This is a genomic window from Runella zeae DSM 19591 (assembly GCF_000423565.1).
GTDB lineage: Bacteria > Bacteroidota > Bacteroidia > Cytophagales > Spirosomataceae > Runella > Runella zeae.
In genome coordinates, this window is record NZ_AUIF01000011.1 from 312,614 (window position 1) to 333,042 (window position 20,429).

The 20,429-nt window shown below is 40.2% G+C and carries 19 protein-coding genes and 1 tRNA gene; 9 read left to right on the forward strand and 11 right to left on the reverse strand.

Translation table 11 applies throughout. From position 1 onward, the window contains the following. Positions 1 to 31: 31 nt before the first annotated feature. Positions 32 to 1,324 carry an acetylxylan esterase gene (locus G563_RS0104850; RefSeq protein WP_028664315.1) on the reverse strand — a complete coding sequence of 431 codons (1,293 nt, stop codon included), beginning with the start codon at positions 1,322 to 1,324 and terminating at the stop codon, positions 32 to 34. Positions 1,325 to 1,444: 120 nt separating this feature from the next. Here G563_RS0104850 and G563_RS0104855 point away from each other — a divergent pair, with 120 nt between their 5' ends. The 4 genes from G563_RS0104855 (at position 1,445) to G563_RS0104870 (ending at position 5,757) form a co-directional block, all read left to right on the forward strand. Beyond that, a complete protein-coding gene (locus tag G563_RS0104855; RefSeq protein ID WP_028664316.1) occupies positions 1,445 to 2,491 on the forward strand; it encodes a glycosyltransferase in 1,047 nt (348 codons plus the stop codon). A 107-nt stretch (positions 2,492 to 2,598) separates the two neighbouring features. Continuing rightward, positions 2,599 to 3,348 carry a class I SAM-dependent methyltransferase gene (locus G563_RS0104860; RefSeq protein WP_084650764.1) on the forward strand — a complete coding sequence of 250 codons (750 nt, stop codon included), beginning with the start codon at positions 2,599 to 2,601 and terminating at the stop codon, positions 3,346 to 3,348. After that, positions 3,345 to 4,478, forward strand: coding sequence for a glycosyltransferase family 4 protein (locus G563_RS0104865; RefSeq protein ID WP_028664318.1), 1,134 nt, complete (start codon positions 3,345 to 3,347; stop codon positions 4,476 to 4,478). The genes G563_RS0104860 and G563_RS0104865 overlap by 4 nt, the downstream gene beginning before the upstream one ends. A gap of 25 nt (positions 4,479 to 4,503) precedes the next feature. Beyond that, on the forward strand, positions 4,504 to 5,757 hold the full coding sequence (locus tag G563_RS0104870; protein WP_084650765.1) for an O-antigen ligase family protein: 1,254 nt from the start codon (positions 4,504 to 4,506) through the stop codon (positions 5,755 to 5,757). 28 nt (positions 5,758 to 5,785) lie between these two features. Here the strand turns inward: G563_RS0104870 and G563_RS33745 are convergent, their stop codons facing one another. Next, positions 5,786 to 6,130 carry a hypothetical protein gene (locus G563_RS33745; RefSeq protein ID WP_051210768.1) on the reverse strand — a complete coding sequence of 115 codons (345 nt, stop codon included), beginning with the start codon at positions 6,128 to 6,130 and terminating at the stop codon, positions 5,786 to 5,788. A 229-nt stretch (positions 6,131 to 6,359) separates the two neighbouring features. Between G563_RS33745 and G563_RS0104885 the strand changes: the two genes are divergently transcribed. Beyond that, on the forward strand, positions 6,360 to 7,628 hold the full coding sequence (locus G563_RS0104885) for an aminotransferase class I/II-fold pyridoxal phosphate-dependent enzyme (protein ID WP_028664320.1): 1,269 nt from the start codon (positions 6,360 to 6,362) through the stop codon (positions 7,626 to 7,628). 115 nt (positions 7,629 to 7,743) lie between these two features. Further along, positions 7,744 to 8,826 (forward strand): Gfo/Idh/MocA family protein, encoded by a 1,083-nt coding sequence (locus G563_RS0104890; protein ID WP_028664321.1) that lies wholly within the window; start codon positions 7,744 to 7,746, stop codon positions 8,824 to 8,826. Positions 8,827 to 8,865: 39 nt separating this feature from the next. Here the strand turns inward: G563_RS0104890 and G563_RS0104895 are convergent. Beyond that, positions 8,866 to 8,938 (reverse strand) — tRNA-Met (locus G563_RS0104895). 116 nt (positions 8,939 to 9,054) lie between these two features. Between G563_RS0104895 and era the strand changes: the two genes are divergently transcribed. Together era and der are read left to right on the forward strand one after the other, a co-directional pair. Continuing rightward, the gene (gene era / locus G563_RS0104900; protein WP_028664322.1) at positions 9,055 to 9,981 is read left to right on the forward strand and encodes a GTPase Era; all 927 of its coding nucleotides are present in this window, start codon (positions 9,055 to 9,057) and stop codon (positions 9,979 to 9,981) included. A gap of 67 nt (positions 9,982 to 10,048) precedes the next feature. Further along, on the forward strand, positions 10,049 to 11,356 hold the full coding sequence (gene der, locus G563_RS0104905; RefSeq protein WP_028664323.1) for a ribosome biogenesis GTPase Der: 1,308 nt from the start codon (positions 10,049 to 10,051) through the stop codon (positions 11,354 to 11,356). A gap of 108 nt (positions 11,357 to 11,464) precedes the next feature. Here the strand turns inward: der and G563_RS0104910 are convergent, their stop codons facing one another. From G563_RS0104910 to ubiE, 5 genes are all read right to left on the reverse strand, one after another. Further along, on the reverse strand, positions 11,465 to 13,612 hold the full coding sequence (locus tag G563_RS0104910) for a S46 family peptidase (protein ID WP_028664324.1): 2,148 nt from the start codon (positions 13,610 to 13,612) through the stop codon (positions 11,465 to 11,467). Positions 13,613 to 13,655: 43 nt separating this feature from the next. After that, positions 13,656 to 14,858 carry a chromate efflux transporter gene (gene chrA / locus G563_RS0104915; protein WP_028664325.1) on the reverse strand — a complete coding sequence of 401 codons (1,203 nt, stop codon included), beginning with the start codon at positions 14,856 to 14,858 and terminating at the stop codon, positions 13,656 to 13,658. A gap of 66 nt (positions 14,859 to 14,924) precedes the next feature. Beyond that, a complete protein-coding gene (locus G563_RS0104920) occupies positions 14,925 to 15,884 on the reverse strand; it encodes an isopenicillin N synthase family dioxygenase (protein WP_028664326.1) in 960 nt (319 codons plus the stop codon). A gap of 121 nt (positions 15,885 to 16,005) precedes the next feature. Next, entirely contained in the window at positions 16,006 to 16,686 is a 681-nt protein-coding gene (porT, locus tag G563_RS0104925) for a type IX secretion/gliding motility protein PorT/SprT (protein ID WP_445508771.1), read from the reverse strand. 44 nt (positions 16,687 to 16,730) lie between these two features. After that, positions 16,731 to 17,453, reverse strand: coding sequence for a bifunctional demethylmenaquinone methyltransferase/2-methoxy-6-polyprenyl-1,4-benzoquinol methylase UbiE (gene ubiE / locus G563_RS0104930; protein WP_028664328.1), 723 nt, complete (start codon positions 17,451 to 17,453; stop codon positions 16,731 to 16,733). A gap of 216 nt (positions 17,454 to 17,669) precedes the next feature. Here ubiE and G563_RS36730 point away from each other — a divergent pair, with 216 nt between their 5' ends. Beyond that, complete coding sequence (locus G563_RS36730) at positions 17,670 to 18,002, forward strand: phage holin family protein (RefSeq protein ID WP_157585079.1); 333 nt, start codon at positions 17,670 to 17,672, stop codon at positions 18,000 to 18,002. Here the strand turns inward: G563_RS36730 and G563_RS0104945 are convergent. The 3 genes from G563_RS0104945 to G563_RS0104955 are packed head-to-tail and all read right to left on the reverse strand — an operon-like array spanning position 17,989 to position 20,379. Then, on the reverse strand, positions 17,989 to 18,591 hold the full coding sequence (locus tag G563_RS0104945) for an acetyltransferase (RefSeq protein WP_028664329.1): 603 nt from the start codon (positions 18,589 to 18,591) through the stop codon (positions 17,989 to 17,991). The two genes, G563_RS36730 and G563_RS0104945, sit on opposite strands and share 14 nt — an antisense overlap. Before the next feature lie 5 nt (positions 18,592 to 18,596). Then, entirely contained in the window at positions 18,597 to 19,205 is a 609-nt protein-coding gene (locus G563_RS0104950) for a sugar transferase (RefSeq protein WP_028664330.1), read from the reverse strand. Between the two features lie 13 nt (positions 19,206 to 19,218). After that, entirely contained in the window at positions 19,219 to 20,379 is a 1,161-nt protein-coding gene (locus G563_RS0104955; protein ID WP_028664331.1) for a glycosyltransferase family 4 protein, read from the reverse strand. Positions 20,380 to 20,429 lie beyond the last annotated feature (50 nt).

A 20,429-nucleotide genomic window follows, 5' to 3' on the forward strand; every position in this document is an offset into this window, starting at 1 on the left:
ATAAAAAAAGCCGAGCATTGCTCGGCTTTTTTTATTGATTCTTTAGTTTATTAACAAGCCATCCGGTCATTCGTTCGTGCTGCTCAGGATAAGTCCAGTGACCTGTTTCGAGAGCTAAGTACAAATCTTTGGGTGCTGAAATCACATTGTAAGCCGCATACATAGAAGTAGGAGGGCAGGTTTCATCGTTGAAACCCCACGAGTAATACCCAGGTACTTTTAGTCTACGGGCAAAATTAACAACATCATAATAGCCAAGCGTGGTGATTTTTTCTGGTTTATTGTTGTAGGCGAGTGCGTTTTTGTCAAAATAATGAGGCCATCCACCCGCTCTTCCTTTCAAATAGCCAGTTACATCCGACAAAGCTGGATAAAAAGCACCGAGCCATTTGACACGGCTATCAAGCGCTGCCGTAATGATAGACAAAGCACCTCCTTGGCTACCGCCTGTTACGGCGAGATTAGTACCATCAAATTGGGGCAAACTCGTCAAGAAATCATTAGCCCGAACACAACCAAGATAGACGCGTTTGTAGTAAAAACGATCACGGTCATCAGAACCGTAGTTCATATAGCCATTAAAAGCACCTGCTCCCAAATCTAGATAAACTGAGGGATCCATTGTAACAGGAATGCCATGAATCCCGATTTGTAACGTAATGATTCCTTTGGTAGCATTTGCAATGTCTCCCGCATACGCCCGTACCCCCGCGCCAGGAACGTGCAAAAGTGCAGGGTATTTACCTTCTTTTTTTGGAACACACAAAATACCATACACCCGTGCTCCCATCCGAAAGTTTTGCAAATTGAGGTGATAGACATTCACCGTTTCGGTACATCGTTCGGGAAGTAGGGTCATTTTAGCATCCATGGGGATTTTGGCTAAATCTGCCTTAGCGGTTTCCCAAAAAGTATCAAAATCCGCAGGATTTTCAACAGTAGGCTTGATAGTGAGAGGCTCAAAACCAGCCGTTGCTAGATTTTTGTATTCTTTACCGTCAATTTCTGCAATAGCAATACATCTTAAAAAACCACTTGTTTTCATCGTTCCCCCATCCAAAGTAATAGCACCCGAAGGAAGTGTAATGGTTTCCTTTTTGGTAGGTTCCATTTTTTCGGGCCCAATTTCATAACGGATGCGCGCATTTTTGACCAAGTTACCATTTTGAAGAACCGAAATCGTAAACTTGACATTTTCTCCAGCTTTGTAAGTCCAGTCAAAATGGTCGGGAGCTACTACTACTTTATAGAGTTTTTCGGCAGGCTGTGCCCAAACGGTAAAGACACTGAGAAGGTAAATAAACAATAAACTGACTCTCTTCATGGGATATAGTATAAAGAAGTAAAAGATTAAGGAGCTGATAAACATAACCAAAAGACAAGGCCTCCACTTTTCTAAGCACAATTTGTACATTTGTCGCATTAAACCTAAAAAAGAGTAACCTTGTCTTCTTCATCTATACGTATTGTGGTACTGCCTGATGCTGGTGCCGAAAACCCTTTTCAGTATGAGATGGTAAATTTTCTGAGGCAAAACCAAATGGAGGTGATTATTGGTAAAAAACACGCCTTGGGAAGTACATATCAAGCCCTCAAACAGCACAAGCCTACGTTTTTGTACTATGATTGGGTACATAGTTTTATTATCGGAAAAAGCTTAGGCTGGTCGTTTTTAAAATCCTTGATTTTTGTGGTAGAGATTCTCATTGCTAAAAATATTTATAAAGTAAAGATTGTACACACGCTTCATAATCTTCAAAACCATGCGGGAATTTGGCTGGGCTTAGAACGAAAGATATATGGTTTTTTTCTTAGACAATGTAATCATATCAGAGTGTACTCAGAAGAGGTAAAACGCCAAGCCATCTCTAAATTTGGGCTAAAAGAGCAGCGAGTATCAGTGATTCAAGATGTGCCGTATCATTATTATTATCCCAACGTAGTAGATAAACAAACGAGTCGTAAAAAGCTTGGTATTGAAGAAGATAAGTTTGTGTATTTGTTTTTTGGAGAACTTAAGCCCTATAAAGGAATAAATGATTTATTAACAGCGCATGGGGAGTTAGAAGAATCAAAAAATTGTCTTATAATTGCAGGGAAAAGTTACGATACCCAATACTGGGAACAACTAACAGCAAAAGCGAAAGATAACACTACCATCCAATGGTTTCATCGTTTCATTGAGAAAGAAGAAGTACAGTTTTTTTTCAATGCTGCCGATGTAGTGGTTTTGCCCTTCAAGCGAATCGACCATTCGGGTTCTATTGACCTAGCGATGTCTTTTAGTAAGCCCATTGTAACTTTGCGGACCAACGCCACGGAACGTTTATTGGGTCACCAATTACCATTACTTTTTGATAATCACCGTTATTCCTTAAAAAACTGCCTCCAAATTGCGAGAGAGAGCGATTTGAAGGCAATAGGAAGACGAAACTTTGAAATAGCTGATACCACAAATTATCAAGACCTTGTGAAGTTGTTTAAGCGGTAGGGAAGGTGTTGTTGTTTGATGTCTGTTGCTGCTAAGCCACACCGATTTTGTTAGTTGCAAGCCACACCATCAAATGATGCTAAAGACACCCAATCGTATGTTTACACATGATACCCTACAATTACTTTGTCTTAGATCAGCTTCGCAGTATGCGGCTCCAAATGCGAAGCATTCCTTATCGGTTAGGAAACAAGGTCGAATGTCCCATCTGTGGGAGCAAATACAAGGCTTTTATGCCATTTCGTTATCGGGTCAATGCTTATTGTCCGAGTTGTAAGTCTCTTGAGAGGCACCGTCTTGCTTACATTGCACTTAAGGAGAAGCTAGGTTTTTATGAAGCCGTTCCTAAAAAAGTACTTCATTTCGCCCCTGACATATGTTTGTATGAGAGTATAAGGTCGAGCCGCTATATAGACTATAGTACGGCCGACAACATGACTACATTCACGAGTAGTATTACGGTGCGCCCAGCTTATGTAATGTCTATCGACGACATTAAGTTTGAAAATGCTACCTTTGATGTGGTGATAGCGATTGGAGTATTGGTGATGGTCGTTGACAATTCTAAAGCCCTTCAAGAGATACAAAGGGTACTCAAACCCGGCGGTTATGTGGTTTTACATGACCCTATTGATTACTCAAGAGCGCATTCATTTTCGGATAAAGATATTTCTGCCGAAGAAAGACAGACGCTGTATCATGGGCATGACCAAAGGTGGTATTATGGACAAGACTATGCGGACAGAATCAGAGCAGAAGGATTGGAAGTAGAGGAAATAACCGCCCAAAATATTGACTATGAACGATATGGGGTTTCTCCAAATGAGAAAATCTATATTGCGACAAAGAAAAAATGAAGATTTTATTTTGTACAAATGCTTTTGAAAACGTAACCAATGGGCCGGTAAAGTTTGCCAATCTTATTTTGGAAATCAATGAGACTTTGCCGGCCCATGAAGTGAGAGTGCTGACGGAAGATGTATCTGAAGAGCGCCTGACGACTTTGAAATACGTTTATAAAGTAAGACTCAATATTCCCCGAATTTTAAAACCAATTGGGCAAATTCTGAGGTGGTTTGTTTACTACAGCCACATAAAAGAGATTCAAAAAAGCTACGATTTTGATGTACTGGTATTCATCAATTCATTCAATGGGACATGGGCGAGTTTGATTTCGCCTAAGCCCACGGTAGGAATGATAAATGATGAAAAAAATATGCTCTCTACTTGGAGAAATTTCACTTTTAGTGCCTTATGGTTTAAAAGATTCTTGTTTAAGCAATTTGAACGCTTTTCTGCTCATCATCACCAACTTATCATTGCCAACTCTCAGTTTCTAAAAAAACGAATTGAGACTACTTACAAAGTGACCCCAGAGAAGGTCACAAAATTGTATAAGTCTATTGCGTTAGAGGAGGTTGAATTCAATCCTACCCGTGATTTTAAAGAGCCCATCAAAATTCTATTTGTCAAAGCAGACTATTTAGTAGGCCAACTGCCACTTTTGGCCGAAGCCCTTAAACGCTTAGAGAAGTACCAATTTTTGTTGACAGTAATAGGGCCTGAACCCTGGTTTGAAGAGCATTTAAAGTCTTTTTTCTCCCAAATACTTCATGTAAAGTTAGAATATCTTGGCCCTCAGCCTCAAGAACGAGTCTATGCCTGCATGAGAAGTCATGATATTTTTTGTGTGCCTTCTTACACAGAAGCGTTTGGGGTAGCAAATATTGAAGCATTAGCCCATGGAATTTCGGTCATTAGCACGTGGGTAGGGGGGATTCCTGAGGTAATAGACAATGGTAAAAATGGCTGGCTCATAGAGCCTTCAAATGCTCAGGATTTGGCCAATGCTATTGAAGAATGTATTCAAAATCCTACGCTTCGCTTAGAGAAAGCTCAAAATGGTAGGAATTTTATTCGAAAGTTTTCTAAAGACGAAATGTTGCGCAACTTTGTAGAAATGCTCATGACTGTGGTAAAAGAATAGAGGAGTATCAAAAACAAAGAAAAGTATGCAGTGGCGTAATGTTTTTAAAAATCAGCAACGGTGGGATTGGCACTTGGTCATGTTTTTTCTGAATGTATTTGCGGTTGTGTATGGCTATGGACTGCGTGGAGAGGCTTTTCAGGCTGCAAAACTTTTGAGAGTGGGATTGGTAATAGCTTCATTAGGAAGCATTCTGTGGTCTGGGCGCAATAAAAAATATTTATTTGACAGGCATAAAAGTTGGGTTCTATATACATTTTTGTTGCTATATTTTTTGGTGTCTCCCTTTAGTGTTGATTTTGTACGTAGTTTACAACGGCTCATTGCGTGGATTCCTTTTCTGATTTATATCAACTACTTTATTATTTATCTTTTTGAAAATTATTCAAAAGATGAGGCAAAAATTAAATTGCTTCAAATTTTTAGCTTAGCCTATTTCTTCCCTGTGCTTATTATGCTAAGCAATGGTGTCGCTTTTCAAACCGAAAATGCTTATGGTCAGAGTATTAGTAATTATAAGACAAATGTTTTGAGCTGGGCATGTACGGTATTTGTTATACTAAGTTTTGATTTGTATACTAATTACAAGATGCCTACTTGGCTTAAGTATACCTTTTTTGCAACGGGGGTGGTTACGTTGTGGGCGATTGTTTTGATGGGTTCTCGAAGTAGTTATGCGAGTTTAGGGCTTTCGACGATGATAGTGATTTGGCGGAGCAAGATTAGTTCTATCTACCTAAAAGGAGCTATCGCAATTTGTATTGCAGGTTTTGCTTACTATATCATTACTAGCCCAAACTCAGTTGTAAATCTGCGTTCAGAGTACGCAACTATCCGAAATCAAAGAAAAGAGGTGCGGCTCGAATTAGCAGAACATGCCTTTCAAATTTTTGAAAACAATCCTAGTGTCTTTTTTACAGGTTTTGGTTTTGATAATTTTCAGGCGGGTTTGCAATATTATGGAGGTGTACAAACTGAATTAGCATCTCACAATTCCTATTTAGAAATCCTTTTTTCGGGAGGAGGTATTACGTTTATTTTTTTTCTATGTTTTTTTGTTTTTAATGCTGTAATCAAATACTATAGGTTTGATAGTCAGTATTTTATATTTATGCCACCTTTTTTGATTATTCCTTATTTTGAATCTAACCTCAATGCCGGGCAGTTTCTGTTTTTTCCGTGGATGACTTTTTTGTTTTATTACTTACACGCGTCTTCAAACCAATATACATTACAACAAAACGCGTACGAAGAGCCGTTGAAAGAAGCTCATAGATGAAGAATCAAACCATGAGCTTCCTAGCCGACTATTTCTTTTCTTCTGTGTTTTCTCCTCCAAACAAACCTTTGATAAAGCCTGTTGCTTTGTCGATAGCTTCGCTTGCTTCTTCTTTCAAATCCTCGAATTTTTCTTGAGCTTCAGCCGCTAATTCTTCGGCTTTTAATTTTGCTTCAGCTAGAGCTTCTCCTGCCTCGGCTTTGAGTTCGGCGGCTTTTGCGGAAGCTTCCGCTTTGATTTCTTCTACATCGATGCTCTGAAGTTTTTCGGTGATTTCACCTTTGATTTCTTCATACTTTTCTTGAGCCTCAGAGGCTAGTTCTTGGGCTTTTGCTTTAGCTTGCTCGGCTGCATTTTTCAATTGATCTTCCATTGGTTTTAAGTATTTGAGCGGTTAATAAAAGTACTATCACAAATTTAGACTAATACCAGTACGATTAGTAAGCAAATATGTATTTTAATTTTCGCCCATAAATGTATATTTGTATAAAGCTAAACTCAAGGACGATACGAGTATGTTTTTTGAATTTGTTTTGAGAATCAATACTTTTGCAAAAAAATTGTCTAAAAACTAGATTTAACCCTCAAAAAAGCAATATAAAGTGGATATTTTCGAGAAACTACGTAACAACTGGGGGCCTATTGGAGCATCGGCCAAGGCCTTAAATAGCCATCATTATTTTTCTTTCCCTAAACTTGAGGGAGAACTTGGCCCTCACATGAGGTTTCGAGGAATGGAAGTGCTTAATTGGAGCTTAAATAATTACTTAGGATTAGCCAATCATCCCGAAGTTCGTGAAGCAGATGCTAGTGCTAGTGCTAAATGGGGGCTTGCCTATCCTATGGGAGCTCGTATGATGTCTGGAAATTCAGATTATCATGAAGCATTTGAGAAAGAATTGGCGGAATTTGTCGGGAAAAAAGATGCTTTTTTGCTCAATTATGGTTATCAAGGGGTGATGTCGGTGATAGAGTGTGTATGTGATCATCGCGATGTAATTGTATATGATGCTGAGGCTCATGCGTGTTTGATTGACGGTATTCGTTTACATAAAGCAAAAATGGGTCAATACTACAAGTTTAACCATAATGATATGGAAAGCTTGGAGAAAAACTTGATTAGAGCCACCAAAGTAGCCAATGAAAAAGGTGGCGGCGTATTGGTGATTACCGAAGGGGTATTTGGGATGTCGGGTAAAGTAGGTAGTCTGGATAAGGTAGTAGAGCTAAAGAAAAAATATAATTTCCGACTTTTGGTAGATGATGCTCATGGATTTGGGACTATGGGCGAAAACGGAGGGGGTGTCGGTGAGATGTTTGGAGTTTCGGAAGAGATCGATTTGTATTTTTCAACCTTTGCCAAGTCTATGGCTGCTATTGGGGCTTTTGTAGCAGCAGATGACCCAGATATTATCATGTATCTTAAATACAATATGCGCTCCCAAACGTATGCCAAAGCCCTACCAATGCCGTATGTAGAAGCCGGACGTAAGCGTTTGGAGTTGATTAAAAAGCACCCCGAACTCCGCGAAAACCTTTGGAAGATTGTAGGTGCTCTCCAGAATGGATTGAGAGAAAGAGGATTTAATATAGGAGAAACTACTTCGCCAGTGACGCCGGTATTCATGCAAGGTCTGGAAGGTGGACTACCAGAAGTAACCAACATGGTGCGCGATTTACGCGAAAACATGGGCATTTTCTGTTCGATAGTGGTATATCCTGTGATTCCAAAAGGGCAGATTATTTTGCGTCTTATTCCCACAGCTGCCCATAACCTAGAAGATGTGGAGCGGACACTACAAGCGTTTGATACTATGCGGGAAAAATTGGATGCAGGTGTGTATAGAGCAGATTTGGTAATAGAAGCCTAATTTTCATAGATTTTTTTAGAAGCGGGTAGTTTTTGTATGAGACTACCCGCTTTTTTTATGAATACATAAGGGGATTTTGGAAGGTAAGTACTTTTAATACAAAACTTATCATCTTATGAAATCCTTACTATCTTTTATGCTGATAGGGCTGTTGCACATCAGCTTTTGGAGTGCTGCACAGCAGCCATTACGGCTAGGTGTGGTGGGGCTTACTCACGATCATGTTCATCAAATCTTACGAAGAGCTTCCCAAAAAGATGTAAAGATTGTAGGAATTGCCGAGCCTAATCAAGAGCTTGCCCTGCGTTATCTCAAGCGCTATCAACTTTCGGAGAAGTTGTGGTATCCCACTACAGAAGCCATGATTGCAGCTACTCAGCCAGAAGCGGTGTGCGCGTTCAATAGTATTTTTGAACACAAGCAGGTAGTGGAAATATGCGCGCCCAAAGGGATTCATGTAATGGTCGAAAAACCTTTGGCAGTCAGTGTGGCTCACGCTGACGCTATGATAAAACTAGCCCAAAAGCATAAAATCCATCTATTGACAAATTTTGAAACAACTTGGTATGCAAGTCATCAAAAAGCATTTGAGATGATTCATGAGCAAAAGGCTTTGGGAGATATTCGGAAGGTAGTGGTGCATGATGGTCACCGAGGCCCGAAAGAGATTGGATGTTCAAAAGAGTTTTTGGATTGGCTAACCGACCCTGTCATGAATGGTGGGGGAGCAGTGATTGATTTTGGTTGTTATGGTGCCAATCTCATGACTTGGTTGATGAAAGGAGAGAGACCCATTAGTGTATCAGCCATAACTCAGCAAATCAAACCTGATATTTATCCAAAGGTGGATGATGAAGCGACTATTGTTGTGACTTATCCTAAAGCACAAGGGATTTTTCAAGCTTCTTGGAATTGGCCTTTTGATCGAAAAGACATGGAAATTTATGGTCAGACAGGGTACGTGGTTTGTGATAAAACTTTGCAATTAAAAGTAAGGACAGGAAATGAAGAAGAAAAGCGCCAAATCGCGTCTTTATCAGCCCCTTACGACGACCCCTTCACTTATTTTGCGGCAGTAGTAAAAGGCGAAATCAAGCCACACAAAGATTTGTCATCTCCCGAAATCAATCGTATTGTGGTAGAGATTTTGGAGGCAGCCGTAAAATCAGCCAAGACAGGAAAAGTAGTAAAGCTATAAAAAAACAAAAGTCGCTGATTTTCAGCGACTTTGTGGTTGTAGCGGGAACAGGACTCGAACCTGTGACCTCCGGGTTATGAGCCCGACGAGCTACCAACTGCTCTATCCCGCGATGTAATGGGACTGCAAAGGTAAGACCTTTTTCAGAAAAAACAACTATCTTTGCAAAAAAAATAAAAAATATATCTCTGGTCGTATAAAAGAGAGATGTACTAATAGGTTGAAATAATGGAAGCAGAAAATATATTGCCCCAAGTAAGTCCCAATCATCGTGCTGGATTTATCAGTATTGTGGGAAAACCCAACGTTGGAAAATCTACATTGATGAATGTATTGGTAGGAGAGAAGCTATCTATCATTACATCAAAAGCCCAAACTACTCGTCATCGTATTATGGGTATTTTGAATGGCCTTCATGAAGGTACTGATTTTCAGCTGGTGTATTCGGATACCCCCGGAATCATCAAACCTCAATACAAGCTGCATGAGTCGATGATGGATTTTGTGCAAGGTTCTCTTGAAGATGCCGATATTGTGCTTTTTGTGGTAGATATTTTTGAAAAACATGACGAAGAAGACGTTTTGCAAAGACTAGCACGTACCGAAGGGGCCGTGATTTTGGTATTGAATAAAACTGATCTAGCTACTCCAGAGCAAATCGAAGAAAAAATCGCTTTCTGGAAAGAAAAACTCTTTACGGCAGCTATCATTCCTATCTCTGCTTTAAAAGAAGAAGGCATCGATAAGTTGTTTGGTGCAATCATGGAATATTTGCCTGTGCATCCACCTTATTTTCCTAAAGATGAGCTGACTGATAAGCCCGAACGTTTTTTTGCGGCGGAGATTATTCGCGAAAAAGTCTTTTTGAATTATAAAAAAGAGGTACCTTACAGTACCGAAATTATAATCGAGGAATTTAAAGAAAAGAAAGATATTATAGTTATCAGAGCGGTTATTTTGGTAGAAAGACAAAGCCAAAAGGGAATCATTATTGGTGACAAAGGCAGCATGCTCAAAAAAATAGGGGTAGCTGCCCGAGAAGAAATGGAACAGTTTTTTGGTAAAAAGGTGTTCTTGGAACAATACGTAAAAGTTGAGCCTGACTGGCGCAACAAAATACAGAAGTTGAAGCAGTTTGGATACGAAAACTCCTAGAGGTATCTAACAAAACTGCAAAACACCAAACAGACACCCGACAGGGTGTCTCTACATTTTTATAACAATGTCAAATATAGTAGCAATAGTAGGACGCCCTAATGTGGGCAAATCAACGTTTTTTAATCGTTTGATTCAACAACGCCAGGCCATCATGGATGACCAAAGTGGTGTAACGCGTGACCGTCATTACGGATACGCGTACTGGACAGAACAATATTTTACTGTCATCGATACGGGAGGATATGTAGTAGGCTCGGATGATATTTTTGAAGGGGCTATCCGTGAACAAGTAGAAATTGCCATGGATGAGGCCGACGTTATTCTTTTCATGGTAGATAGCATGACTGGTCTGACTGACTTAGATAAAGAATTTGCGAATGTGGTTCGCAAATCCAAAAAGCCAGTTTATTTAGTTGTCAATAAAGCCGAAACCCTAGAAAGAAGCCAGGCTTCTGCCGAATTTTATGAGTTGGGATTGGGAGAGCCGTACCCTATTTCGTCTCAAACAGGGCATGGTACTGGAGAACTGCTGGATGAGGTGGTAAAACATTTCAAAAACCCTGGGATAGAAGATCCAGATGCTGGAATTCCTAAAATTTCGATTCTTGGCCGTCCTAATGTCGGAAAATCATCTTTCCTAAATGTTTTGATAGGAAAAGAAAGAAGTATTGTCACCGACATAGCAGGAACTACTCGCGATGCTATCAATACCCATTATAAAGCCTATGGCAAAGATTTTATTTTGGTCGATACGGCTGGGATACGTCGTAAATCAAGGGTGAAAGATGCGATTGAGTTTTATTCAACTTTGAGGTCTGTCAAAGCCATGGAGGATTCGGATGTGGTGATTGTGATGCTAGATGCCAGCCGAGGATTAGAAGCCCAAGATCTCAATATTATCGGAATGGCCCACAAAGCCAAAAAAGGAATATTGATAATGGTTAACAAATGGGATTTGATAGAGAAAGATTCCAAAACGGCCGACAAACTTCGCAAAGAAATGCTTGAGCGATTAGCGCCGATGGATTATATGCCCATCATCTTTGCTTCGGTAGTAGACAAGCAGCGGATTTTCCAAGTCATGGAAAAAGCCATGGAGGTATACGAAAACAAGACGAAGAAAATCACTACTTCTAAGCTCAATGAAATAATGCAGGTAGAGATTGAAAAGTACCCACCTCCAGCCCATCGTGGTAAGCATATCAAAATCAAGTATATGATTCAGTTGCCGACACCTTCGCCTACGTTTGTATTTTTCTGTAATCACCCCAAATATATCAAAGAGCCTTACATGCGATATTTGGAAAATCGTATGCGCGAAAACTTTGATTTTGAAGGAGTCCCTATTACAATATTCTTTAGAGAAAAGTAATGTTTTACATAGCTATAAAATTAAAAACACCTAATCTCTTTAGAGGTTAGGTGTTTTTTTGATACACTACCTTATCTGAATTTGGTGATTCTATAAAGGCAAAAATTATTATTTATTGATTTTCAACTCTTTCACTAGGTCTGACCCGCCTAGTTTCTCAATACACCAAAGTACATATCGGATATCGACGTTGATACAACGTTTGTATTTTTTGTCAAAAACAATGTCGCCCGACATTGCCTCCCAGTTACCGTCAAATGCCAATCCAATCAATTCGCCTTTGGCATTGATCACAGGGCTTCCTGAATTTCCTCCCGTGATGTCGTTGTTGGTAATAAAGCCTACCGTAACATCGCCATTCTCAGCATACTGACCAAAATCTTTGTTTTTATAGAGTTCCAAAAAGTTTTTGGGAAGGTCAAATTCACCATCACCGGGTTTGTATTTTTCCATAACGCCAGTCATGGTTGTTTTGTAATTATAATGAACCCCGTCGCGTGGGTCATAGTCTTGCACATTTCCATAGCTTACACGTAGCGTACTATTGGCATCGGGATATTCGACAAGGCTCGGATTCATTTCGCTTAGCCCTTTGATATACAAACGAGATAGTTTTTTGTCAATTTCTTGAAAATCAGCGTTGTACTTGGCATATTTAGAAATGTAGTTTTTCCGAAAATCAGCAAAATATTTAAACGCCCAATCGTTTGATAGAGTCTCGTATTGGGGGGAGTCTAAGAATTTGTTGAAACGGTTTTTGTCCGTAAAAACACTTGTGAGGTACATTTCTTGAGCAAACTTTTTAAATGATTCTTCTGGAGTACCCGCCGAAAACTTGTTTAAAATTTCTTTGATAATAGCCGGATGTTGGTCTTTCGGAATATCATTATAAAAAGCCAAAAGTGTTTGAGCTACTATTTTTTGATCCGAAAGAAGGTTAAATGACTTAAAAAACTCTTCGCCTCTACTTCTGAAACGCTCAGTGATACCCTGAGCTTTGGCGGGGTCTTTGAGTTGTTCTTCTGCCACGGCCATAGGTAGGGCCAATGCAGCAATATGGGCTCCTACAATCCCTTGATTCAAATAGGTAGAGTGGGTTGCGTAGGGCTCATAAGATGCGTAAGCTACTTGCCATTGGTCAAAAATATCTTCATAGGCAGGCTTTCCTTTGGCCCAAGTTCTAAACTGATTTTCCAAAGCTACTTTTTGGTCGAACACTTTCAGACGCACTAGTTGCTGGGTCTGACCGATAAAATACTTCCAATAGTTGGCAATACTCGCATATTCAGAGGCCAAAGCGAGCTTGGTAGCCACGTCTTTGTCCATTTCTTCTTTCCAAGCTTTCAGCCGAATGTCTCGGTTTTTGATAATGCCAGGGTTTACTTTGTCGATAGCGAGTTTGATACCCATCGAAGTTTCGTAGCGATTGGTGCGCCCAGGAAAACCAAATACCATCGCAAAATCGCCAGGTTTGATACCTTTTAAAGAAATAGGCAAAAACTTCTTGGGTTTGTAAGGGATATTGTCTTTGGAATAATCTGCCCCTTTGTTGTCTTTGTTGGCATAAATCCTAAATACCGAAAAGTCTCCTGTATGGCGAGGCCATTCCCAGTTGTCGGTGTCGCCGCCATATTTACCGATGCTTTGGGGAGGTGTACCTACCAAGCGAATGTCAGAAAACTTCTCAAACACAAACAAATAATAGGCATTTCCTTTGGCAAATTCTTTCACAGAAGCATTGTAGGCGGTTCCGTCAGTAGCTTTTTGAGATAGCTCATTGCCAAGTTGGTTTACTTTGGCGGCTCTTTCCTTTTCACTCAAACCCTCAAGTTTTGGTAAGATTTGTGCGGTTACGTCTTCCATTCTCACCAAAATATCAATGTAAAGACCTTCTACGGGGCGTTCTTCTGCGTTTGATTTTGCCCAGAAACCGTTATCTAAGATATTATCATTAGGAGTGGAGAGTGTCGCAATTGCATCATATCCACAATGGTGATTGGTAAATAGTAAACCTTTGTCAGACACAATTTCGCCGGTACAAAACCCTCCCCCCATTCTGACTATTGCATCTTTAAGACTAGCATTGTTGATGTCGTAGATGTCTTTGGCGGTAAGTTTGAAGCCCTGTTTTTTCATTTGTGCTTCATTTTTGCCAATCAGAGAAGGAAGCCACATCCCTTCGTCGGCAGGGTCGGAAGCAAAAGACACACTTGCTCCTAAAAGAAAAGAAAAAAGTGTAAGTTTTAATTTGTTCATAAAGAATGATTATTGGATTGTTGAAAAGTAAATACTTGAGAAATTAATGAAATAAAATCCCAAGTAGTATTCCTCCAAATACAATGATATAAGGAGGGGTTTTGGTGAATTGTAATATAAGAAAAGTCCCTATAATAGTAAAAACTGCCGTAGTGTCCGTGGCGGTTGGGATAAACATCCTGATGGCTGCCGCTGCGGTAAGCCCTACACTAGCGGCGTTGATTCCTTCAAGTGATGCTCTGACTCCCCTGTATTTTTTGAGTTCGTTCCAGAATCGATAAACAAAGAAAATAAGAAATGTACCAGGTAAGAAAATACCCATCGTAGCTCCAAGACTTCCCCATAGTTGCCCTGATATACCTTCTGTACGCATGGATAGCGCACCAATGTAAGATGCCACCGAAAATACAGGGCCAGGTACAATTTGTGCAAACGCCATACCAGATAAAAACTCCTGCCGCGTGAGATATTGCTTAAATTCCACAAATTCGGTGTAAAGCATGGTGTTTAGTACTTGACCTCCTCCAAATACAAGACTGCCATTCCGATAAAAATTTTCGAACAAACGAATAGGAAGAGACTGCGTAATGGCTCCTAAAATCGCTGCAAAAACCAAGACTCCCAGCCATAAGAAAAAATTAGCCCATTCGATATGAATGGGGGCTTTATCCATTTTGGTGTGTTTTTGATATTGTAAGGAGGTAGCTAACCCGCCGACTACTATCACTACGGGAGTCATGTAAGGCGAAGGAAAACTATACGCTATGACTGTCGAAATTACCAGGATAATCCAGTGAGAGGAGGTTCGGATAACCTTGGAGCCGATATTAAACCCTCCATAAATCAGAAAAGCAATGGCCATAGGCTCCACAAATCGCATAAAAGCGATGGATATGTGTTGATTTTGGAGGTAATTAATTCCAAACCCTAGAGCTGTCATGGCAATCACTGCGGGTAGAGACCATACCAAAAGCGTCAAGTAAGCTAAATTAGGACCACCTATCTTAAAGCCTAGTGCCGTAATGGTCTGAGTAGAAGTAGGGCCAGGTAAAATTTGGCAAAGAGACTGTAGTTCTAGAAGTTCGGCTTCCGTCAGATAACGTCGTTTTTTGACAAATTTGTCCAAAAACATAACTAAATGCACTTGTGGCCCTCCAAAACACGTCAAAGCCAGTATCGCCACATCCTTGAGAAAGATGAGGTACCGAATCCGTTTGACGGGAGGGTGCAATACTGGTTGAAACACAATAAAAGAAATAAGTGTGATGGAGTGCGACTACGTCATTAGCTAAAAGTATAAATGTATGATTTTCTAAGCTTTTTTTAGACCAAGTTCGATGAGGCGTTCGTTCAGAAACTCACCAGCGGTCATATCTATGTACATTTTGGGATGAGATGAATCCACACAACTTTCCAAACAAGTCAAATCCATATCGGCACGTGGGTGCATGAAAAAAGGAATAGAATAACGAGACGTGTTCATTTTTTCGCGTGGAGGATTGACAACCCGGTGAATCGTAGATTTGAGATGGTGATTGGTAAGGCGGTCAAGCATGTCACCTACATTGACCACAATTTGATCTGGAAGAGCCGTGATACCAATCCATTTTCCGTCTCGGCGAAGTACCTCTAGGCCTTCGGCACTTGCACCCATAAGAAGCGTGATGAGATTGATGTCGCCGTGGGCAGCTGCTCGGACGGCTCCGTCGGGTACGGTAGTAGGATCTAAAGGAAAATAATGGAGGGCTCTCAAAATACTGTCGCCATTACGGACTTTATCTTCAAAATAATTTTCGTCTAATCCTAAATAAATGGCAATCGCCTTGAGAAGAGTTTTACCCGTATTTTCAAAAATTTTGTACACCTCAATACTATAAACTTCAAACTCAGGTGTTTCTGTAGGAAATATATTATGTGGCATATCGCCTTCGGGTTGAGGCTGTCCTATATGGTAAAATTCTTTAAGGTCAGCTACTTTAAAGCCTTTGGCTTTTTCTTTACCCTTCCCAATATACCCACGCTGACCATGTAACTCCGAAAATTCATATTTACGTTTTATTTCGTCTGTTTGTTTAAAAAAAGCCTGAACAGCATCGTAAAGCTTCAATCTTAGCTCTTCGGTCAACCCATGATTTTTGATACAGACAAAACCGATATTGTTGAAAGCGGCCCCTAAATCTTGCACAAATTTAGCTTTGAGCGTATTGTCACCCGAAGTAAAATCAGAGATATCTAATGACGGAATTTCGTCTAGAAGTGTACTTTGTTGCATGGTTCTAAGATGTTGATAGTGTAGATTTTAAGTAGTAATACTTAGGCTACAAAAAGCCCAGGTTTCACTATCCTAAAATCAAAAAGAATTGTGTAGTGCAAAGTTTGAAAAAACAAACGGTTTATTCAAACATGAAATAAATACTAACCGTATGAGAAGTAAGGCGGCGAATACTGCTACCTGCGGTATTTTGGTTGAGATTGACGATTCCGTGCGAAAAACGAATCTCAGGAGAAAACTTGGTATAAGCCAAAAATTGCTCGAAACCAAAACCATAATCAATACTCAAATCAACGCTTTTGGCATTGAGACGATCAGAACCTTGCTGGAGTCGTCGCCTTACATTGGTTTCTAAACCCAATGTGATACCTCCAATCATGTACATACGGGAGTTTTTGCGACGTTGGGATTTGTATTTTAACAGAAGAGGAATCTCAAACCAAGTAGCTTCCCGCAATTCTTTACGCTTAGTACCTCCAGCGTATTCGTATTCAAGCACTCGATCATAAAGAGCTACCGTAGGAGTCGTACGAATATCCCAGTGCTCGTTGAGGTAGGCATTTACCACAAAACCCATACGAAAGCCCACTGTTCGAGGAGCTGTGATTCGACTTGTGGTATCTTGAGTGAGGAAATTGTCTCCATGCACAAAATGAAATCGAGTCAAAGGTAAGCCCATCAAATATCCAAAGTGGATGGGCTTATCATCATAGTATTCTAAATTTTTGCGGAAATATTGCATCGTTTGAGCCTGACTGGGAATCAAAGGGCATAAGCCCAATAATAAAACGCCAATCAGCAAGTCATTACGTTGAGTGATAAGAAGGCGAGTTTGAAAGGCTCTTCTTATTTTTTTCCTACATAAATCGAACAAATCCCAAAAGTGAGTGGTATACATTTTGTGTGTTTAAAGCCCGCTTGTTCGTAAATTTTTAAGAAGTCATTTCCATCAGGAAATGCTTGCACCGATTCGGGAAGGTAAGTATACGCTGAGGTATCTTTTGAGACCATTCGTCCTATAATCGGTAAAATGTAACGAAAGTAAAAGTTGTATAATTGTTTGAAGGGGAAAGTTTTCGGTTTTGAAAATTCCAAAATCACACAAGTTCCGCCGGGCTTCATAACTCTATACATGTCTGTCAGCCCCAAAAGCAAGTTCTCGAAGTTACGAACGCCAAAAGAGGCCGTAAGGGCATCGAAAGAATTGTCGCTAAAAGGCAAATGAGCAGAATCTCCCGTACGAAGTTCTATAATGTTTTCCTTGCCAAGTTTTTTGATTTTTTCTCTACCTACTGCCAGCATCCCTTCCGAAATATCGACACCTACGATTTTTTGGGGGCTGAGCTTGAGCGCCTCAATCGCAAAATCTCCCGTGCCAGTGGCAATGTCAAGAATAGTTTGGGGCTTTTCTTTCTGAAGAAGCTTAATGGCTTTTTTGCGCCAATAAATATCAATACCTGCACTGAGGACGTGATTCAGAAGATCGTATTTAGGCGAAACATTGTCAAACATTTCGGCAATTTGCTCACGTTTGCCCGTGGTTTTATCTTTATAAGGAACTACTGTCATGGTTGCGAAGCCAGAAAACAATGATGAAACAATTGAACACAAGAAGATTCTTGTAGCCTCAACAATAAGCATTGAGGCTACAAAGTTAAGAATCACATTATCTCAAACGCTTTGTGAGACTCAATAGTTTTGTGTAAAATTGTTATTTCTAACAAAGCGGCTACCTTTAGACTCTCTTGTGGGAGGCTTGGTAAGCTTACTATCCTACAAAACCTGATGTTTGAGAAAATTGAAGAACTTCGTCACTATCTCTACAAGTACATCGAAACACGTGTAGAACTTTTAAAAACAGAAACCCAAGAGCACATCGAAAACATCATCATAAAACTCGTGTATTTGGTAGTGATGTTGATGCTTGCCTCACTGACTGGCATTTTTGTGTTTATTACGCTAGCAGTAGGAATCAACGAATGGCTTGATAGCCGATATTGGGGTTTTCTGATTGTGTTTGGATTTCTTTTGTTGACTACGCTTTTATGGGTAAATGCCGGTAATGGAGTTCAGCAAATGGTTAGAAAAATGCTTCATTGGGTGTTTAAGCATCGATAATTTTCAGCACTTTAGCAGGGTTTCCTCGTACGACAGCAAAATCAGGAATATTTTTGGTAATAACGCTTCCGGCGGCTATCAAGCAGCCTTTGCCAATGGTGAGATTGGGACATACAATGCTCCCCGCACCTACCAAAGTACCTTGCCCTATAGATACATTTCCACACAAGGTAGCCTTAGGGGCGATGTGGACAAAATCACCGATTCGACATTCATGGTCGATAGAGGCCGCAGTGTTTACAATCACGTGTTTGCCTACTTGAGCGTCGGCTTGTATTACTGATTGATGCAAAATGATGGTTCCCTCACCGATTTGGACGGTCGGGTCTACGATGGCTGAGGGGTGTATCGTCTTTCCAAAAGAATGTCTAACCATCATGGCTACTTTTTGACGGATTTTGTTGTTGCCAATGGCCACAATAACACTTTCCTGACTCTCATATTCAGCTTTATAGCTTCCCACCACCGGAATATCCCACAGGCTAGTCTTTGATAAATCATCGTCAAAAATCCCCATAATAGGTATTTGATTGGCAATCAGGCAACTAATGATAACTTTAGCGTGACCGCTAGCTCCGTACAAAAGCATAGTTTTTAATTGTTTCCCGTAAATTTATCGACAGTTGCCGAATTAGCTGCATTTATATCTTTTGCGCTAAAAACATTTATGAGGGTAAGCCAAAGTATTTTAATATCTAATTGAAAACTAAGGTGTTCGACATACCATATATCATACTCAAACTTTTGTGCCCACGAGATGGCATTTCGACCATTGACTTGGGCCCATCCTGTAATGCCGGGTTTTACATCGTGTCGTTTTTGTTGTTGTTTACTATAAAGTGGCAAGTATTCGGTAAGCAAAGGACGTGGTCCAATCAACGACATCTCTCCTCGAAGTACATTCAAAAGCTGAGGAAGCTCATCCAGAGAAGTTTTGCGCACAAATCTGCCAATAGGCGTGAGACGTTGGGCATCTGATAAAAGCTCCCCTTGAGGATTACGGAGATCATTCATGGTTTTAAATTTTACAATTCTAAATATTTTGCCATGAAGACCAGGGCGAAATTGGAAAAAGAAAGGTTTGCCTTGGTTGTAAATGCTAAGTAAAACAATAACCACAAACAAAATCGGAGAGAATAGGATAAGCACTAAAAGTGCAATGGTTTTATCAAGCAGTGGTTTGAAAAAATATTGATAATTCATGCCACAAAATTACTTATTTCATCTCGTGCTCCAAACGGCGATAAAGTGCTAGTTTGCTAGTCCAAACATCGGTAGGAGAAAAAAAGGTTTTTACCCGTGCCTGAGCAGCATGCCCATGAGTTTCTACGATATGCTTATTTTGAAGATAAAACATCATTTGGGCGGCTAACTCATCTACTGAGCCTTTTTTGAAAAAAATCCCTGTTTGGTTCTCCACGACGGCGTCTTTCAGGCCAGTTACGTTAGATACTACGGCAGGTTTTTTCATAGCGGCTGCTTCTAGCACTACATTGCCGAGTCCTTCGCGGTGGCTTGGAAGCACTAAAAAATCTATCAGGCTAAAATAATAAGCCACATCTTGTTTCCACTCTACCCACACAATACTAGAAGTGGTTTTGAGAAGAGTCTGCAAATAAGGCGAAATAGACTGGCGCGAGTCCAAAGACCCCACAATTAGGAGTTTGGCTGAAGGGAAATGTCGCTCAACAATCATCCAAGCCTGATATAGTTCTTGTATTCCTTTTTCGGGACTAAGACGCCCTACAAAACCCACCACAGGGCCAGAAATGTTACCAAAAAGCTCATTTTTGAGGGTGAGTATGGTAGTGGTGTCAATGAGGGCGGGATTAAATTCTACTGCTGTATCAATGCCGCTGCAGCTACCATGATGCATTACCGAGACTTTGGTGGGAGAGACTATTTTTTTTTGGATGACCAAATCTCGTAGCGATTGGCTTACCGTAATGACGTGATTGGCTAGTAAACAGCTTATTTTTTCAGCAGAAAAATAAATTTCTTTTGCCGGAAACGATGCAGTTTCGAGAGGTAAGCCGTGCATTTCATAAATACGAATAGGAACCTTGGCATTTTGGGCGGCTATCATGGCCAAAAAGGCGGCAATAGGAGTATTGGCGTGAACAATAGTCGGGCGTATTTTTTTGAAAAAACAAGTCAATTCATACACACTCTTTAAATGCTGACGAATCGCAGTCGGATGGCGGTTAAAAGAAAGCCCCCATGTCATAACATCGTTCGTAATGCCAAAATCTTGAAGTATGTCGCTATTGGCACAAAACACATGCACTTCGTATTTATTTTGTTTCCAAAATTCACATTGACCTTTCAAGAAGCGTAAAGATAGAGAGTCGGTATAAACCAAGGCAAGACAGGACATCAGCAAAAGGGTTTACTAATTAGACTGTCTTGCCTGCATTAAGTCATCTT

What these genes read in the sequence shown, in the direction of transcription:
- G563_RS0104850 (WP_028664315.1), bottom strand. Translation starts at nt 1,324, where the DNA reads ATGAAGAGAGTCAGTTTATTGTTTATTTACCTTCTCAGTGTCTTTACC.
- G563_RS0104860 (WP_084650764.1), top strand. Translation starts at nt 2,599, where the DNA reads ATGATACCCTACAATTACTTTGTCTTAGATCAGCTTCGCAGTATGCGG.
- G563_RS0104865 (WP_028664318.1), top strand. Translation starts at nt 3,345, where the DNA reads ATGAAGATTTTATTTTGTACAAATGCTTTTGAAAACGTAACCAATGGG.
- G563_RS0104870 (WP_084650765.1), top strand. Translation starts at nt 4,504, where the DNA reads ATGCAGTGGCGTAATGTTTTTAAAAATCAGCAACGGTGGGATTGGCAC.
- G563_RS33745 (WP_051210768.1), bottom strand. Translation starts at nt 6,130, where the DNA reads ATGGAAGATCAATTGAAAAATGCAGCCGAGCAAGCTAAAGCAAAAGCC.
- G563_RS0104890 (WP_028664321.1), top strand. Translation starts at nt 7,744, where the DNA reads ATGAAATCCTTACTATCTTTTATGCTGATAGGGCTGTTGCACATCAGC.
- era (WP_028664322.1), top strand. Translation starts at nt 9,055, where the DNA reads ATGGAAGCAGAAAATATATTGCCCCAAGTAAGTCCCAATCATCGTGCT.
- der (WP_028664323.1), top strand. Translation starts at nt 10,049, where the DNA reads ATGTCAAATATAGTAGCAATAGTAGGACGCCCTAATGTGGGCAAATCA.
- G563_RS0104910 (WP_028664324.1), bottom strand. Translation starts at nt 13,612, where the DNA reads ATGAACAAATTAAAACTTACACTTTTTTCTTTTCTTTTAGGAGCAAGT.
- G563_RS0104920 (WP_028664326.1), bottom strand. Translation starts at nt 15,884, where the DNA reads ATGCAACAAAGTACACTTCTAGACGAAATTCCGTCATTAGATATCTCT.
- ubiE (WP_028664328.1), bottom strand. Translation starts at nt 17,453, where the DNA reads ATGACAGTAGTTCCTTATAAAGATAAAACCACGGGCAAACGTGAGCAA.
- G563_RS36730 (WP_157585079.1), top strand. Translation starts at nt 17,670, where the DNA reads ATGTTTGAGAAAATTGAAGAACTTCGTCACTATCTCTACAAGTACATC.
- G563_RS0104945 (WP_028664329.1), bottom strand. Translation starts at nt 18,591, where the DNA reads ATGCTTTTGTACGGAGCTAGCGGTCACGCTAAAGTTATCATTAGTTGC.
- G563_RS0104950 (WP_028664330.1), bottom strand. Translation starts at nt 19,205, where the DNA reads ATGAATTATCAATATTTTTTCAAACCACTGCTTGATAAAACCATTGCA.
- G563_RS0104955 (WP_028664331.1), bottom strand. Translation starts at nt 20,379, where the DNA reads ATGTCCTGTCTTGCCTTGGTTTATACCGACTCTCTATCTTTACGCTTC.